A 14381-nucleotide genomic window follows, 5' to 3' on the forward strand; every position below is an offset into this window, starting at 1 on the left:
TAGGCTAAAATGGCTTGGCTGAACTGTCAGGATGGGGCGGATCACTCGCCAACCTGCCGAACCTCCACCGACTGCTCGACCACCTCATGCGGCGTCCAGAGCGTCATCATCGCCACGTCGGTCGCGTCGCGGCCGACGGCGATTGGGACCAGGGCCGGCCTGACGCCCGCGAAGGTGGCATCGACATTGTGCCACGCCCCACCCAGGAAGACCTGAACATAGCCGTGGAAGTCCGGCGGTTCGAGCCCCAGGGCATAGCCTGAGACGTAGCGGGCGGGGATGTCCAATGCCCGGCAGAACGCGATGACGAGATGGGCGAAATCGCGGCAGACGCCGACCCGATCAATCGCCGTCCCCCGGGCCGAGGTCGTCGGGCCGGTCGTGCCGTAGCGATACTCGACCCGACTCCGCACCCAGTCCGCGATGGCCCGGACCTGACCGGCGCCGGGGGCAAGATCGCCGAACTCGCTCTGGGCCATCCGGGAGAGCACGTCCGACTCGCAATAACGCGACGGCAAGGTATAAATCAAGGTCTCGGGTGGGAGGTCCTGAGCCGGATGTTCGACGGCATCCTCCGGGATCTCGGCATTCGGCTCGACCTCGACGGTGGCCGAAAATGCGAAGGAGAACCGACCCTTCGGCGCGATGAAGTGCCGCTGAGGGTTGCCGTAGAGGTCTCGACCCAGGACGCACGATCGGGTCGGACTGGTCGTCAAGTCTTCCTCGACCACCCGATGCCGTTCCCCGCTCAACGACGGCTCGACCATCAGGCAGCCGAACGACTCATCCTGCAATTCGTAGGTCGCGGCGACCCGGACTGCCAAGCGCATGCTGAGACTCCCCTTCGACTCCAATCCCTGGCTCCCATCAGTATAGCGTTCGGTCCGAGCAAGGCGGGAAGATTTGAAGGTCCGTCCATCAGGGAACACCGGGCACCTGCTCACCAACAGAACGCGGCGACCCGGTGACACCTGGGATCGCCCCTTGCTTGGCAACGGGTCGAGGTGCGCTCGTACGTCGATCCGCTCGAACCACCCATTCAGAGACGATCAAGACGGCCCCCGTTATCGTGTCCTTACCATTTTGTGTGACTGCCCCTCGTCCCAATCACGATAGTAAGGGACAGGAAGGTCTCCGCCCTCCCGACGATCCCCACGAGTGGCCGATCGTCTCCCCGCCCTTGCCTCCCTCTCGGCGAGCGCCAACGACCACGAGGGAGCCCACTCGATCCCGTCTCCTCCCCGTTGTCCCCGAGTCCGCACCCGTGTTCCCTCCATCGCGACCGCCTCACCCTCCGCGTCCTCCCGTTGCCTCCCGACAACGATCTTCCTCGGGCTCCTTCCACGCCCCGATCCCCTGCCCTTCCCTGGTTGCGACCCGGCTTGCCCCGCGTTTGCGGCCCGATCCTCCCTCGCGTGACGAAACGAACCCATCGCACCCCCGACACGCTGACCAAACGAACCCATCGCAACCTGCCAATTCCCCGAACGAAGCCAGGACCATCGACACAAACCCTTATCATTGCAGCACAAACACCAACCGCGATCCTTGCGGGGGGGGGGCGCACCCAGAGCGCACCTCAGGCGCACCCTGCAGCGCACCCGATCCGGCGACGATGCCCCCGGGCCTCCGACGAGAGGCCCCGATCGTCCTCGAAACCCCATCCTCAGAACACGATCCTTCCTGGCACAGATCGGCCTGACGAAACAAAGCCATTGCGCCGCCCCTCACCGGCGTCATTCTCTATCGCGTTGCCGAAACGAAGCCATTTCCCTCAACGCACGCAATCCACGGAACGAAGCCAACCGATTCGACGCAACCCGTGTTCAGACAACACCAAACGCCGCAACGACCCCGCGTTCCGGAAGCGCTCCCGAAGGCGCACCCGAGGCAATCTCTTGGGCGCTCCCGCCTCCGCATCGATTCAACCCCGAGCGCTATCGATCCGCGTCGTTCCGGACACTCCTTGGCCGCGATGATCGCGTATGATTCGCTGCAACAACTCCGATCCCAGGTCCCCAGGCCCCCCGACTCCGATGCCCGACGCCCCAAGAACCCCTCCGATCACCGAGCCGCCGATCCGCCTGGCCGTCCTGGCCTCGGGAAGCGGATCGACATTACAGAACCTCCTCGACCGGATCGCCGAAGGGCGTCTGATCGCCTCGGTCGTCCAGGTGATCGTCAGCAAGCCGGGGGTCGGGGCCATCGAGCGGGCCGAGCGGGCCGGCGTGCCCGTGGCGGTCGTCCGCAAGCGCGACCTGACGCCCGAAGCCTACGAAGCCGCCCTGTTCGGGCCAATCCGCGCGTCGGGGGCCGATCTGGTCGTCCTCGCCGGATTTCTCAGCTTGCTGCCGATTCCGAGCGACTACGAAGGGAAGATCATCAATGTCCACCCCGCCCTCTTGCCCAGCTTCGGCGGCAAGGGATTCCATGGCGAGGCGGTCCATCGCGCGGCGATCGACCTGGGCGTGAAGGTGTCCGGCTGCACCGTTCACTTTGTCGATGAGCATTACGACAACGGCCCGATCATCCTTCAGCGCACCGTTGCCGTGCTCGACGACGACACCCCCGCCACCCTCGCCGCACGTGTCCAGGCCGCCGAACGCCAGGCCCTGCCCGAAGCCATCGCGCTGTATGCCGAAGGGCGTCTGATGGTCGAGGGCCGCCGCGTCCGCCAACTCGACCCGTTGCGTGAGTGATTCCCGGGTATTTTCGGGGAATCACCCCGCAGAATCACTGCGATTTGCTTGACTGTTCGAGCTCGACCCGTTATAGATCAAGATTGCCTCTGCGACGAAACACGACCTGCCGCGGGGTGGGCGTCGCGGATGCGGGATGGTGCCGGCCTCGGGGTCGAATCGGGCCGGAATCCTCACCAGTCCCCATCAGAGGTTGATCCGTATCGTCCCGGGGGAGGACGCCATCAGACCGCCGTTTGACCGAACCGAGCGCGAGAAAACTCAGCGCGTGAATGATCAGATTCGCATTTCGCCGATCCGGGTCGTTGGTGCCGACGGTGCCCAGCTCGGCGTGATCCCGACATCCAAGGCCCTGGAACTGGCCCGAGAGGCCGACATGGACCTGGTCGAGGTCGCGCCGAATGAGCGTCCGCCGGTCTGCAAGATCATGGACTTCGGCAAGTTCAAATACGAACAGAAAAAGCGAGTCGCCAAACAGAAACAACATCAGGTCCAGGTCAAGGAAATTCGCGTCCGACCGAAAACCGGAGACGAAGACATCCGGGTCAAGGTCAAGAAGGCGCGTGACTTCCTTGAACACAAGGACAAGGTGCTGGTCAACGTGCTGTTCCGAGGCCGAGAGATGGCCCATATTGAGGAAGGCCGCCGCGTGCTCGAGGAGGTCATCGCCGCCCTCGACGACGTGGCCAAGGTCGAAAAGCCTCCCTCGATGGAAGGACGCCGGATGACCGCCATCGTGGCCCCGCGTTGATCCTGATGGAGTCCGAGTCCGAGTCCGAATTCGCTCCGCTCCGCGGGGTTCCCAGGCCACCCTTTGAGTCGGCCTTCGCCCCCGCGGCTTCGACCGTCGGATCTCCCGTTGACCGATCATCCCCCCCGAGCCGAACCGCATTGCCTTCGGCTCGGGGGGTAATTTTTGCTCCTCGGACTCCGATCGGGATTGGATTCGGAGCGATCTCATGGTACGATTCTCCTCTTCCGGGCTTGCGTTGCGACCTGACGCAACCTGCGTCCCACCGACATCCCCGAGCGATCACCCCGAGCGCAGGTAGCCCGGCCGCGGCCGGCTCCGACCGGGCACAGACGAGGCCAGACGACGATGCCTTCGGTGAAGATGAAGACCCACAAGGGGACCAAGAAGCGCTTCAAGGTGACTGCGACCGGCAAGGTCGTTCACAAGCGTTGCGGCTCCTCCCACTTGAATAGCCACATGAGCGGCAAGCGCATTCGAAGACTGCGCAAGCCGGCCGTCCTGGACAATAAGGCCATGGCCCACAAAATCCGCCGGGCCTTGCAGCGTCGCGAAGCCGGGCACGGTCGTTTCGCCACGGCCCTCGCCGCCGCGGCCGCCGCCCAGGAACAGCTCGAAACCAACGGGGCCACCGATGCTCCGGCGGCCGAGTAACGACCTGATCGACGCCTTGAACTCAAAATTCTTTGTCCCAAGCCCCCTCCCTGATCGTCGAGAACCTGAGCGATGCGCGCGAGGAAAGGATCGGCCCGCCGACGGGCCAAGAAGCGTTTGTTGAAAGAGGCCAAGGGCTTCGTCGGCGGTCGTCGTCGGCTCTACCGCACGGCCAAGGAAACCTTGCTTCGCGCCGGGATGTTCGCCTTCCGCGACCGTCGCACCAAGAAGCGGGAATTCCGCCGCCTCTGGATCACCCGCATCAGCGCCGCCGCCGAGATGCGTGGTCTGCGCTACAGCCGGTTCATCCAGGGCTTGAAGCTGCTCGAGATCGGCCTCGACCGCAAGAGTCTCTCCGAGTTGGCCATTCACGATCCCGAGACCTTCGATGTCATCGCCGACCGTGTCCGCGCCAAGCTGCAGGAGATCGGCGCGATTCCGGCCACTGCCGCCGCGACCGCCTGACGCCTCATCCGGCTCACAGCCTTTGTGTGACGACAGACCCTCCCCGAGGTGGGCGCCGCCCACTCCCCCCGAGAGCGGGTGGGCGGTTCCCATCCGACCTGATTGATGGACCTTTCCACGGCGATCCTCGAGCTCGAATCCCTCGAAGCCTCCGGCCTCGAATCGTTCCGGTCCTCCACCCATCCGGAGGAGGTCGAAGCCGCTCGGATCGAGTACCTCGGCCTGAAGCAAGGCAAGATCAAGGCCGCCCAGGAGCGGCTTAAGCTGATCGAGCCCTCCGCCCGCAAGCAGTACGGTCAACGGTTCAACGCCGTCAAGAAGGCGCTCGAAGCCGCCTGGGAATCGGCCAAGGAACGGGTTGAACGTCCCGAAGCCGCGGTCTCTGGCTTCGACGTCACCCGGCCCGGCACGCCTCGGCCCCGGCTCGGTCATCGACACCCGTTGACCCAGACGGCCGACGAGCTGATCGACCTGTTCGGTCGGCTCGGCTTCGGTGTGGCCCGAGGGCCCGAGGTCGAGGATGTCTTCCACAACTTCGAGGCGCTGAACATCCCGCCGTCGCACCCGGCTCGCGACCCCGCCGATAACTTCTACCTGAGCGACGGCGCCTTGCTTCGCAGTCAGACCAGCACGATTCAGATTCGGGTCATGGAGCGTCAGGCCCCTCCCGTTCGGATCGTCGCCATTGGTCGCGTCTATCGCCCCGATGAAGTCGATCCCACCCACTCGTTCATGTTCCATCAGATCGAGGGGCTGATGATCGATCGTGGGATCACGATGGCCCACCTGAAGAGTACCCTTCGCCTCTTTGCCGAAGGCTATCTCGGCGAGGACGTCCAGATTCGCTTCCGTCCCTCCTTCTTCCCATTTACCGAGCCCAGCGTCGAGGTCGACATGCTCTGGCATGGTGGCGACCGCTGGGTTGAAATGGGAGGGGCCGGAATGGTCGACCCGAACGTCCTTCGCGCCGTAGGATATGATCCAGACGAGGTGACCGGCTTCGCCTTCGGACTCGGTGTCGAGCGCCTCTGCATGCGACGCCACGGAATCGACGACATCCGGCAGTTCACCTTGAATGATGTACGGTTCCTTTCCCAGTTTTGACTGAGCGCGATCGAGCGGCATCATCGCTCGATCCTGGTCCCACCACCGATCGACCATCCTCCCGACAGGCTGATCCGGAACGAGCGACCATCCCAACCCCGCCGCTTCGAGCATCGCCCCTGTCTCACCCGAGGTTTCGACGATGTCCCAAGGCGAAGACCGCGTGATTGTCACCGCCGGCGCGACCGCCGGACTGGCCGCTGCTCACCACCGCGACTTCCCCGAGATCCGGGCCGAGGGGGACAACCCCGCCGCCGCTGCCGCTCAACTCGTCAACCACCTGACCCGAGCGCTCGACTCGGCCCTGACGGACTGGCGTCGCAAGTCCATCGAACTGGCCATCGAAGACGTGAAGTCCTACGCTGATCAGACCAAAGTCTGAGCCCCCGGCCCCTTCGGAGTCCCCTCCCCGATGGCGACCGCGACTCGATCCCCGAACCCGGCAACGCCACCGCCTTCGGAAGCGCTCGACGCTCGACCGGCCCGCGTCCAGTTCACCGTGGACGACTACCACCGCCTGGCCGAGCTTGGCTTCCTCCACGAGGATTCGCGCATCGAGTTGATTGAAGGGGATCTCATCGCGATAAGCCCGATCGGTCCGAGGCACGCGGATGTCGTTGACCGACTTGTCGAGATCCTGGTTCCTCTCCTGGTGGGTCGGGCGATTGTCCGCGTTCAGAATCCACTCCGGCTGGATGACCACTCCGAGCCCGAGCCTGATCTGATGATCGTCAAGCGACGCGAGGGTGGGTACGCGTCGGCCCACCCGCGACCGTCCGATGTCTTGCTCCTGATCGAGGTCATGGATTCCTCGAGCGATTACGACCGTGGCACCAAGCTCGGGCTTTATGCCCGCTTCGGCGTGACCGAAGTCTGGCTGATCGACCTGATCGAACAACGCATCGCGATGCATCGGACTCCGAATCACGGAATCTACACCGAACGATTGATCCGAAGCCGGGGACAAACCGTCGCCCCGACTGCCCTGCCCGATGTCGAGCTGGACGTGGACGCCCTTCTGGGACCTGCCGAGCCGGGTCCGCTTCCGCCTCCCCGCACCTGAACTCCCGAACGCCGTCGAACCTTACCATCATGATCGTCAGTTGGAACTGGTTGACCGATTACGTCCGGCTCGACATGCCGGCCGATGACCTGGCCGAACGCCTTGCCCTGACCGGCCTGAACCACGAAGGCACGGCTGAGGTCGGAGGCGATCTCGCCATCGACCTGGAAGTCACGAGCAACCGCTCCGATTGCCTCGGGCATCTCGGCGTGGCCCGAGAGATTGCCGCGGTGTTCGGCGGTCGAACCTTTCGGGAACCGCAGGCGAATCCCCCGGCATCCGGTTCGTCCGTGACCGACCTCACCTCCGTGTCGATCGAGGAGCCGGGCCTTTGCCCACGCTTCACGGCTCGGATCGTCACCGGAGCGAAGGTCGGCCCGAGCCCCTGGTGGATGAGAAAACGGCTGGAAACGCTGGGCGTCCGCTGCATCAATAACATTGTCGACATCACTAACTATGTGATGTTCGAATGCGGCCAACCCCTGCATGCGTACGACCTGAAGACCCTGGCCGAACACCGTCTGGTCGTCCGCAAGGCCCGTCGCGGTGAGCAGCTCGTTGCCATCAACGGAAAGACGTATGAACTGACTCCTGAGATGCTTGTCATTGCCGACGCTCAGCGTCCGGTCGGGCTGGCCGGGGTGATGGGCGGCCTGGAGACGGAGATCGGGGACCAGACGACCGACATCCTGATCGAGGCGGCCCAGTTCGATGCGCTTTCGGTTCGTCGGACATCCCGAGGGCTCGGTTTGATGAGTCCGTCGAGCTACCGGTTTGAGCGAGCGATGGACCCCGAACGAACCGACTGGGCCAGCCGGCGGTGCGCTCAGTTGATTCTGGAACTTGCCGGCGGCACCCTGCACGAAGGGGTGATCGACCTGGCTTCCGAGCCTGCTCCCGAGCGGCCGGCAATCATGCTGAGGTTTTCACAGATCGAGCGGGTGCTGGGGATCGAAATTCCCAGGGTTCGGGTTGAGGCCATTTTTGACTCGCTCGGCCTGGAACGGATCTGGCATGACGAGCACGCGGCCACCTTCCGCCCACCGACCTGGCGGAGCGATCTGGAACGGGAGATCGACCTGATCGAGGAAGCGGCTCGTGTCTATGGGTATGAGCATATCCCCGAGGATCAACCGGTTCCGCTTGCCGCCTCCAGCCTCGGTCGTCGCGAGCGGATCGAACGGGCCGTGCGAGACGCCCTGACCGGCCTTGGATTCGACGAGGCGGTCTGCTTTAGTCTCGTGTCCGATGAACTCGTCGCGCCGCTCGATCCCCTGCCGGTCGAGCCGCCAATCCGGGCCGAGCACGCCGACTTCCGCAAGAACAGCGCCCTGCGCCAGAGCCTCGTTCCGAGCCTGCTCGCCGCCCGGTCGTACAACCAGTCGCACGGCAACGCCGACGCCCGGCTGTTCGAGGTGGCCCACGTCTACCTGCCCCGGGTCGAGCGTCCGTTGCCCGATGAATCGCCTCGGGTGGCGCTGATTGCCGGCTCGGATTTCTTCGCGATCAAGGGGATTGTGGAAGCCCTGCTCGATCGGCTTCATCTGGCGGATCAGCTTGTCTGCCGACCGGCCTCCCCCTTCCCGATGGCCGAGGGCCGTTCGGCCGAGTTGCTGCTCGGGGACATGCACCTCGGCTACGCCGGAGAGATTGACGCCGAGGCCGCGCGCCGATTCGGCCTGAGAGGCCCTTGCGCCGCGGCCGAACTGGGGCTTGATGCCCTGATCGATCGCGCCGACCTGGTGCCGCCCTATCACCCGGTCCCGATGTACCCGGGGGTCACGCGAGACCTGTCACTGGTGGTCGAGAAGGCCCTTCCCTGGGCCTCGCTCGCCGAGGTTGCACGCAATGCCGGGGGCTCGCTTCTGGAATCGGTCGAATTTCTCGACACCTTCGAAGGGGCCGGGATTCCCGAAGGCTGCCATAGTCTTCACTTCGGCCTGACCTTCCGGAGCGCTGATCGCACCTTGACCGGCGAGGAGGTCGAGGCGTCGATCCGAGAGATCATCGACGCCTGTCGGACTCGATTCAACGCGACCCTCCGGGCCTCCTGATCGGAGGCCGGGGGCCGATTCTCAGGGTCCGAGACTTCGGGTCGAGCCCCTCGAATCACGGGGTTTCCGACTCCGGAGCGGGAGCGTCGAGGGGAGGGGTGATGGCGACGGGCGCCTCCTCGTTGCTGATTTCCTCCTCGACGATTTCCTCCTCAACCACCGGCTCGGAGCCGGCCTCGGCTTCCAGCTCAGACGGGCTGGCAACCTCTGGAGCGGATTCGCCGAAGTCGATCTCCTCGTCGATCCCGGCTTCTCCCCCACCACCACATCCGCTCAACCCCAGGGCGAGCGAGACGATCCATCCTAACGACCACTGCGATCGGAACCATCGGGCTGTCATTGAAGCACACCTCTTGTTGCATCGGCTTCCGCGATTGCAGGGCAATCTCCCGTCGAGACCGGCCCGTTCTGTCGCCGTTATAGCGATCAGGCCGACCAGGGACTACGGGGCCGTCGGCGATCGACTTGAAAATCGAAGGAACCGGGCCGACGATAGGGGTTTGATTTTGCGTCCGATGGTCTGATGAACCGGGTGAGTTCCGGCGCCGCGGCTCGCTCGGAGAGTCCTGAGCGATCGCGCAATCACGGGGGGTCTCGACGTGCTCCGAAACTGGCGGGCCTGGGTGCTGATCGCCCTGATCGTGGTGCCGTTCGGCATCTACGTCGTCATTGGTTCCCTCTGGCTCTTGGAGCACGGCTGGCTCTGGGTGACGGCGGTGGCGCTGAGTTGGATTGGTTCGTACGCGCTGTTCGCCTATCTGGCGGATCGCTGGACGAGGTCGTCGAACCCGCTTTTGCCCCCGCTCGACTGGGATGCTCCCCAGACGTTCAGCCCTCGAGATCGGGAAGCCTGGCAGATCGTGCAAGGAATGTGCAAGCGGGCCGACGAGGCGGCGATCGAGGCGTTGACGGTGGGTGACATTTATATCAACACCGGACGAGAGCTGGCCGTCGCCCTGGCCCGGCACTACCACCCGGGCGCTCGCGACCCGATGGATAACGTCTCGGTGGTCGAACTCCTGACGGCCCTGGAGCTGGCCGCCGAGGACCTGAACCGGCTCTGTCGGCAAATTCCCGGCGGTGACATCGTCACCCCTGGGCACTGGAAGCAAGCGATCGACGCGGCCAATCTTGTCAACCGGGCCAATGAGATTTACACGTATCTGCTTCCGCTGTTCGCTCCCGTGGCGGGAGTCGCCCGGCTCGGAACGCAAAAACTGATCGCTCAGCCCGCCTGGCGAAACATGCAGCGGTCGTTGATGCGGTGGTTCTTTCGGGCGTATGTCAACCGGCTTGGCTTGCATCTGGTCGAACTCTACAGCGGTCGCCTGGCGATTGGATCGGAACATTACCGACGCCTGACCCGCCGGGTGCATGCCAAGGCCGACGCGACGCACGACGAGGGGCCGACCCCGGTCATCGCGGTTGCCGGCGGTCGGGGCGCGGGCAAGTCGCTTCTGATCGCCGCCCTGGAGAAGTCGATTGGGGATGATGACCTCTCGGGAGTCAAGGCGAAGCTGATCCAGGCCGGCCGAGAGCCAGGCCTGGCCGATCGGCTCGAATCGGTGACGTTCCTGGAAATCCCTGGGTATCGGGCCATGCCGGGGCCGGATACGGCTCGGGAGCGCAGTAGCCGCAAGGATGCCGTGGCCGCGGCCGAGGGGGGAGATTTCCTCATTCTGGTCGCCGATGCTTCACGGGGCGACCTGAGCGATGACCTGAATTTCTGCCGAGAGTGGATCGAAGCGTACCGAGAACAGCCACACCTCGATCGCCCGCCCGCGTTGGTCGTCGTGACCGGGTTCAATCGCTTCCGCGATGTGTCCGACTTCCGGGGGTCGGGTGCTGCCGAAGGGGCAAGCGTGGGGACCACCCTCAAGCCCATCGCCAGGGACGAGGCCATTGCCGCGTTGAAAGCCGAACTGCCGGAGGGGATCAACCGCGTGATCGCCGTCGAGCTGGGGGATCAGTCCCCCGGCGCGGTGGCCGAGACGGTCTTGCCGGCGATCGCCCGACGGCTTCCCGATGCCGAGCGAATCGCCTTGCTTCGTCACCTGCATCGGCAGTCGAGCCGATCGAAGGCCCGTCGGCTTTTCTCGTCCATCGGCACGCAGGGGAAGCACCTCTGGCGGTCGATGCGGCACCGCTCCGCGAGTCGACCCGAGAACGACGACGAGGAGTAATCCCGAACTCGGAAGGGTCCGACGGGGCCAACGTGAACCTCAAGTCGACGGGGCTGTCTGCTGCGCCTCTTTCCAGATGGGGTCGTAGACCTCCTTGTCGAAGGGAGGGCAGCCGGTGGCGAACTGGCCCAGGTCGTTGTGCTTCGATCGCATCAGGGCGGTGCAATAGCTGAACGTCCGGCAAATGCGTTTGCGATCGAGCGGGCGGCCTTCGAGGACGTAGCGGGCGAAGTCGGGATGCGAGAGCGACGCCCGGCCTACGCCGACGATCGACACGCGACCGTCCCGGACGTTGGCGGCCCCGGCCTGGAAGATGAACGCCTGGAGCCAGGAATAGCCCGACCCGAGGATCGGCAGGTCGGGGAAGGCCCGCTGGATTTGCTCCGTCACGCGGAAGTGCCGATCGACACCGATCAAGGGGTGTTCGGGCGTCTCGTAGCCATCCGGCGGCGGGTACTCGAAGGGCCGGATGATGTGGGGGCTGCCGTACGGGTTGCCCATCGTGACGTTGACCATCGCCACGCCGAGGTCTCGGAGCATGCCGATCAGGCGGATCGGCTCGTCGAGATCAGGGCGCGTGTGGTCTTGCGGATCGGTTCCCCAGGAAGACCGGAGCGGGTAGGAAACCTGCTCCGGCTCTCCGGCCTGATCGGCCCCGGTGCGCCAGGGGATGCCGTCGTAGACGTTCATCCGGGTGGCGACCATCAAGGCCGGCAGGCGATCGCGAATGCGAGCCACGACCTCCCGGATGAAGCGGGTTCGGTTCTCGAACGATCCGCCATACTTGCCGGGGCGCGTGTGGCTTGAGAGGAGTTCGCAGAGCAGGTAGCGGTGGCACTGCTTCAGGTCGATGAAGTCGAAGCCGACCCGCGCGGCGACCTCGGCGGCCTCGACGTAACGATCTTGAAGGCGGTCGAGGTCGTCGTCGGAGAGGAGCGGGGTGTCGGCGTCGGCCAAGCGTTTCGTCGAGCGGTCGATGATGGTGCGCGGGTCGAGCCAGGGATCATGCTGGGCGAGGAACGGCCGAGGGACGCTGTAACGGCCCGAGTGGGTCAGTTGCAGTCCGACGAGCAGGTCGGAATCGTCTCCCCAGGCCTCGCGGTGCGACTGGCGGCATTGATCGAGCAGGCGGGCGAGGCCGTCGGCTCGGGCTTCATCGCAGACGAGTTGCCGGGTGTTGGCCCGGCCTTCAGGGACGACGGCGGCGGCCTCTCCCCAGATCAGCTTTGCCCCGCCGTCGCCGAACCGTCGGTAGCGCCGGAGGGTCAGTTCCCCGGGGTTGCCGTCGAGATCCCCGTCACAGCCTTCCATGGGATGAATGGCCAGGCGATTGCCGATCGTCCGGCCGCCGATGGTCAGGGGTTGGGCCAGGGGAGTGAGTTCCTCACTGAGTCGGATGTCGAGCCCCATTGCCTTGGCATCGGAGAGCAGGGCATCGGCGGCTTTGTACTTGAAATATCGGGACACGAAGCAAACTCCCGGGGATCGAGACGACGGGCGAAACCCCATTGTTTTGGTCGAGAACGATCGGGGGAAGACCGAGCAAGATCGCCTCGAATCTCGTATGATGGAAAGCATATCGCCCGGCCCTCTCTTGAAGCCAGCCCACCGGAGCATGATGGCGACCGTTGATTCTCCTTTGCCTCGGCACGATGACCTGAAGGCCGATTTCCCGGGACTGCACCAGGAAATCCGTCCGGGTGTTCGTTTGACCTACCTGGATAACGCGGCGACGACCCTGAAACCCTGGAGCGTCATCCGAGCGGTGCAAGCCTACGACTCGGAGTATCCGGCGAATGTCCATCGCGGCATCCACGCCCTGAGCGAACGGGCGACCGAGGCGTATGAAGCGGCTCGGGAGACGGTGGCCCGATTCGTTGGTGCGGCCGAGGTTGAGGAGATCATCTGGACCCGAGGCACCACCGACGCCATCAACCTCGTCGCGCAATCGTGGGGCCGGACCTTCCTCCGGGAAGGGGATGAGATCGTTCTGACCGATCTGGAGCATCATTCGAACCTGATTCCCTGGCAAATGCTGGCGAAGGAAAAGGGCCTGATCCTTCGCTTCGCCGAGATTACCGACGACGGGCGTCTGGAAGACGAAGCCGTGGAGCGGCAACTGTCGGATCGGACGCGGATCGTGGCGATCACGGCCATGTCGAACGTGCTGGGGACGGTCACGCCTCTGGACGAGGTCATCGCCATGGCGCACGATCGGGGGGCGATCGTGGTCGTCGATGGTGCGCAGGGGGTCGCGCATCATGCGATCGACGTGGGCAAGCTCGGAATCGATTTTCTCGCCTTCTCCGGCCACAAGATGTGCGGGCCGACCGGTGTGGGGGTCCTGTACGGGCGTCGCGAACTTCTCGAAGCGATGCCCCCGGCCTGGGGAGGCGGCAGCATGGTCACCCGAGTGACCCGGGAAGGAGCCGAGTGGAACGACCTGCCCTACAAGTTCGAGCCGGGGACTCCACCGATCGCGCAGGCGATCGGCATGGGCGCGGCGGTTGAGTACCTTTCACAGTTTGATGCAAAGGCCCTGATTGCTCATGAACGTCAGTTGATGGACCACGCCCACCGATTGATGGAAGACATCCCCGGGGTTCGGATTCTCGGCCCGAGTCCGGACCACAAGGGGGGGATTCTGAGCATGGACATCGAATCGGTTCACCCGCACGACCTGGCCCAGTTGCTCGACCGCGAAGGAGTGGCCATTCGAGCCGGCCAGCACTGCGCGATGCCGCTTCACCAGCGATACGGGTTGATGGCCAGCGCCCGAGCCAGTGCCTATTTCTACAACACTACCGAAGACTTTGATCGATTGGCCGAGGCGATCCGCCACGCGATCGAACTGTTCCGCGATCGACGGTCCCGCCGGAGCGGTTGACCTCATCTCCCCTCCCCCCCACGCGACAGCAGAGAGAGGACCGACCCCGCATGGAAGACTCGTTTTACCGCGAAGAACTGCTCGACCATTACGACAGCTCGCCGTACCGAGGACGCCTCGACGTGGTGGACCTCGACGCCGATCTGGATAACCCGCTCTGCGGGGATCAGATCCACTTCGAGGTCGCGCTCGATACCGAGGACCCGGAGCGGATTGCCCTTGCCCGGTTCCAGGGGCGCGGCTGCGTGATTAGTCAGGCTGCGGCCTCGATCCTCGCCGAGCAGATTGAAGGCCAGCGTCTCGAAGATGCCCGGGCGCTGGGTGCAGACCGGATGATCGAATGGATCGGCATTCCGTTGACCCCAGCCCGGCGGAAGTGCGGCCTGCTCGCGCTTCGGGCCTTGCACCGGGCGATTGATGCCCGAGCGAACGTCTCGAAGACTGGTCCGGCGGGTTGACGACCCGCTCGAACGCGTCGTAAAGTTTGATGCAGGCAAGCTCCCTTGATCACCACGCGGCGG

At 64.6% G+C, this 14381-nt stretch carries 13 protein-coding genes and 1 pseudogene; 11 read left to right on the forward strand and 3 right to left on the reverse strand.

Features of this window, described 5'->3' with window-relative positions:
- Window positions 1-41: 41 nt before the first annotated feature.
- A complete protein-coding gene (locus tag GA615_RS03710) occupies window positions 42-830 on the reverse strand; it encodes a transglutaminase-like domain-containing protein (protein ID WP_152049910.1) in 789 nt (262 codons plus the stop codon).
- A gap of 1206 nt (window positions 831-2036) precedes the next feature.
- On the opposite strand from GA615_RS03710, the gene purN reads away from it, so the two are divergent.
- From purN to pheT, 8 genes and pseudogenes are all read left to right on the forward strand, one after another.
- Window positions 2037-2699: a phosphoribosylglycinamide formyltransferase gene (purN, locus tag GA615_RS03715; RefSeq protein ID WP_152049911.1), complete on the forward strand. Its 663-nt coding sequence runs from the start codon at window positions 2037-2039 to the stop codon at window positions 2697-2699.
- A 223-nt stretch (window positions 2700-2922) separates the two neighbouring features.
- Entirely contained in the window at window positions 2923-3450 is a 528-nt protein-coding gene (infC, locus tag GA615_RS03720) for a translation initiation factor IF-3 (protein WP_367096140.1), read from the forward strand.
- Between the two features lie 348 nt (window positions 3451-3798).
- A pseudogene (gene rpmI, locus GA615_RS03725) lies at window positions 3799-4014 on the forward strand (50S ribosomal protein L35); the annotation flags it as partial.
- A gap of 162 nt (window positions 4015-4176) precedes the next feature.
- Window positions 4177-4569: a 50S ribosomal protein L20 gene (gene rplT, locus GA615_RS03730; RefSeq protein ID WP_152049914.1), complete on the forward strand. Its 393-nt coding sequence runs from the start codon at window positions 4177-4179 to the stop codon at window positions 4567-4569.
- Between the two features lie 105 nt (window positions 4570-4674).
- Entirely contained in the window at window positions 4675-5673 is a 999-nt protein-coding gene (gene pheS / locus GA615_RS03735) for a phenylalanine--tRNA ligase subunit alpha (protein ID WP_152049915.1), read from the forward strand.
- Between the two features lie 142 nt (window positions 5674-5815).
- Entirely contained in the window at window positions 5816-6055 is a 240-nt protein-coding gene (locus GA615_RS03740; RefSeq protein WP_152049916.1) for a hypothetical protein, read from the forward strand.
- Window positions 6056-6085: 30 nt separating this feature from the next.
- Window positions 6086-6736: a Uma2 family endonuclease gene (locus GA615_RS03745; RefSeq protein WP_152049917.1), complete on the forward strand. Its 651-nt coding sequence runs from the start codon at window positions 6086-6088 to the stop codon at window positions 6734-6736.
- A 29-nt stretch (window positions 6737-6765) separates the two neighbouring features.
- Window positions 6766-8790: a phenylalanine--tRNA ligase subunit beta gene (pheT, locus tag GA615_RS03750; RefSeq protein ID WP_152049918.1), complete on the forward strand. Its 2025-nt coding sequence runs from the start codon at window positions 6766-6768 to the stop codon at window positions 8788-8790.
- A 55-nt stretch (window positions 8791-8845) separates the two neighbouring features.
- Here pheT and GA615_RS03755 read toward each other — a convergent pair whose 3' ends face one another.
- Window positions 8846-9130: a hypothetical protein gene (locus GA615_RS03755; RefSeq protein WP_152049919.1), complete on the reverse strand. Its 285-nt coding sequence runs from the start codon at window positions 9128-9130 to the stop codon at window positions 8846-8848.
- Window positions 9131-9389: 259 nt separating this feature from the next.
- Here GA615_RS03755 and GA615_RS03760 point away from each other — a divergent pair, with 259 nt between their 5' ends.
- The gene (locus tag GA615_RS03760) at window positions 9390-10973 is read left to right on the forward strand and encodes a GTPase domain-containing protein (protein ID WP_235905056.1); all 1584 of its coding nucleotides are present in this window, start codon (window positions 9390-9392) and stop codon (window positions 10971-10973) included.
- Between the two features lie 39 nt (window positions 10974-11012).
- Here the strand turns inward: GA615_RS03760 and GA615_RS03765 are convergent, their stop codons facing one another.
- A complete protein-coding gene (locus tag GA615_RS03765; protein WP_152049921.1) occupies window positions 11013-12440 on the reverse strand; it encodes an oxidoreductase in 1428 nt (475 codons plus the stop codon).
- Between the two features lie 151 nt (window positions 12441-12591).
- On the opposite strand from GA615_RS03765, the gene GA615_RS03770 reads away from it, so the two are divergent.
- The gene (locus tag GA615_RS03770; RefSeq protein ID WP_152050096.1) at window positions 12592-13860 is read left to right on the forward strand and encodes an aminotransferase class V-fold PLP-dependent enzyme; all 1269 of its coding nucleotides are present in this window, start codon (window positions 12592-12594) and stop codon (window positions 13858-13860) included.
- A 50-nt stretch (window positions 13861-13910) separates the two neighbouring features.
- Entirely contained in the window at window positions 13911-14318 is a 408-nt protein-coding gene (locus tag GA615_RS03775; protein ID WP_152049922.1) for an iron-sulfur cluster assembly scaffold protein, read from the forward strand.
- Window positions 14319-14381 lie beyond the last annotated feature (63 nt).

This window comes from Tautonia marina, assembly GCF_009177065.1.
GTDB lineage: Bacteria > Planctomycetota > Planctomycetia > Isosphaerales > Isosphaeraceae > Tautonia > Tautonia marina.

Coding starts and splice junctions, on each gene's coding strand:
- GA615_RS03755 (WP_152049919.1), bottom strand. CDS start 9,130: ATGACAGCCCGATGGTTCCGATCGCAGTGGTCGTTAGGATGGATCGTC.
- pheT (WP_152049918.1), top strand. CDS start 6,766: ATGATCGTCAGTTGGAACTGGTTGACCGATTACGTCCGGCTCGACATG.
- purN (WP_152049911.1), top strand. CDS start 2,037: ATGCCCGACGCCCCAAGAACCCCTCCGATCACCGAGCCGCCGATCCGC.
- pheS (WP_152049915.1), top strand. CDS start 4,675: ATGGACCTTTCCACGGCGATCCTCGAGCTCGAATCCCTCGAAGCCTCC.
- GA615_RS03710 (WP_152049910.1), bottom strand. CDS start 830: ATGCGCTTGGCAGTCCGGGTCGCCGCGACCTACGAATTGCAGGATGAG.
- GA615_RS03775 (WP_152049922.1), top strand. CDS start 13,911: ATGGAAGACTCGTTTTACCGCGAAGAACTGCTCGACCATTACGACAGC.
- GA615_RS03745 (WP_152049917.1), top strand. CDS start 6,086: ATGGCGACCGCGACTCGATCCCCGAACCCGGCAACGCCACCGCCTTCG.
- GA615_RS03770 (WP_152050096.1), top strand. CDS start 12,592: ATGGCGACCGTTGATTCTCCTTTGCCTCGGCACGATGACCTGAAGGCC.
- rplT (WP_152049914.1), top strand. CDS start 4,177: ATGCGCGCGAGGAAAGGATCGGCCCGCCGACGGGCCAAGAAGCGTTTG.
- GA615_RS03740 (WP_152049916.1), top strand. CDS start 5,816: ATGTCCCAAGGCGAAGACCGCGTGATTGTCACCGCCGGCGCGACCGCC.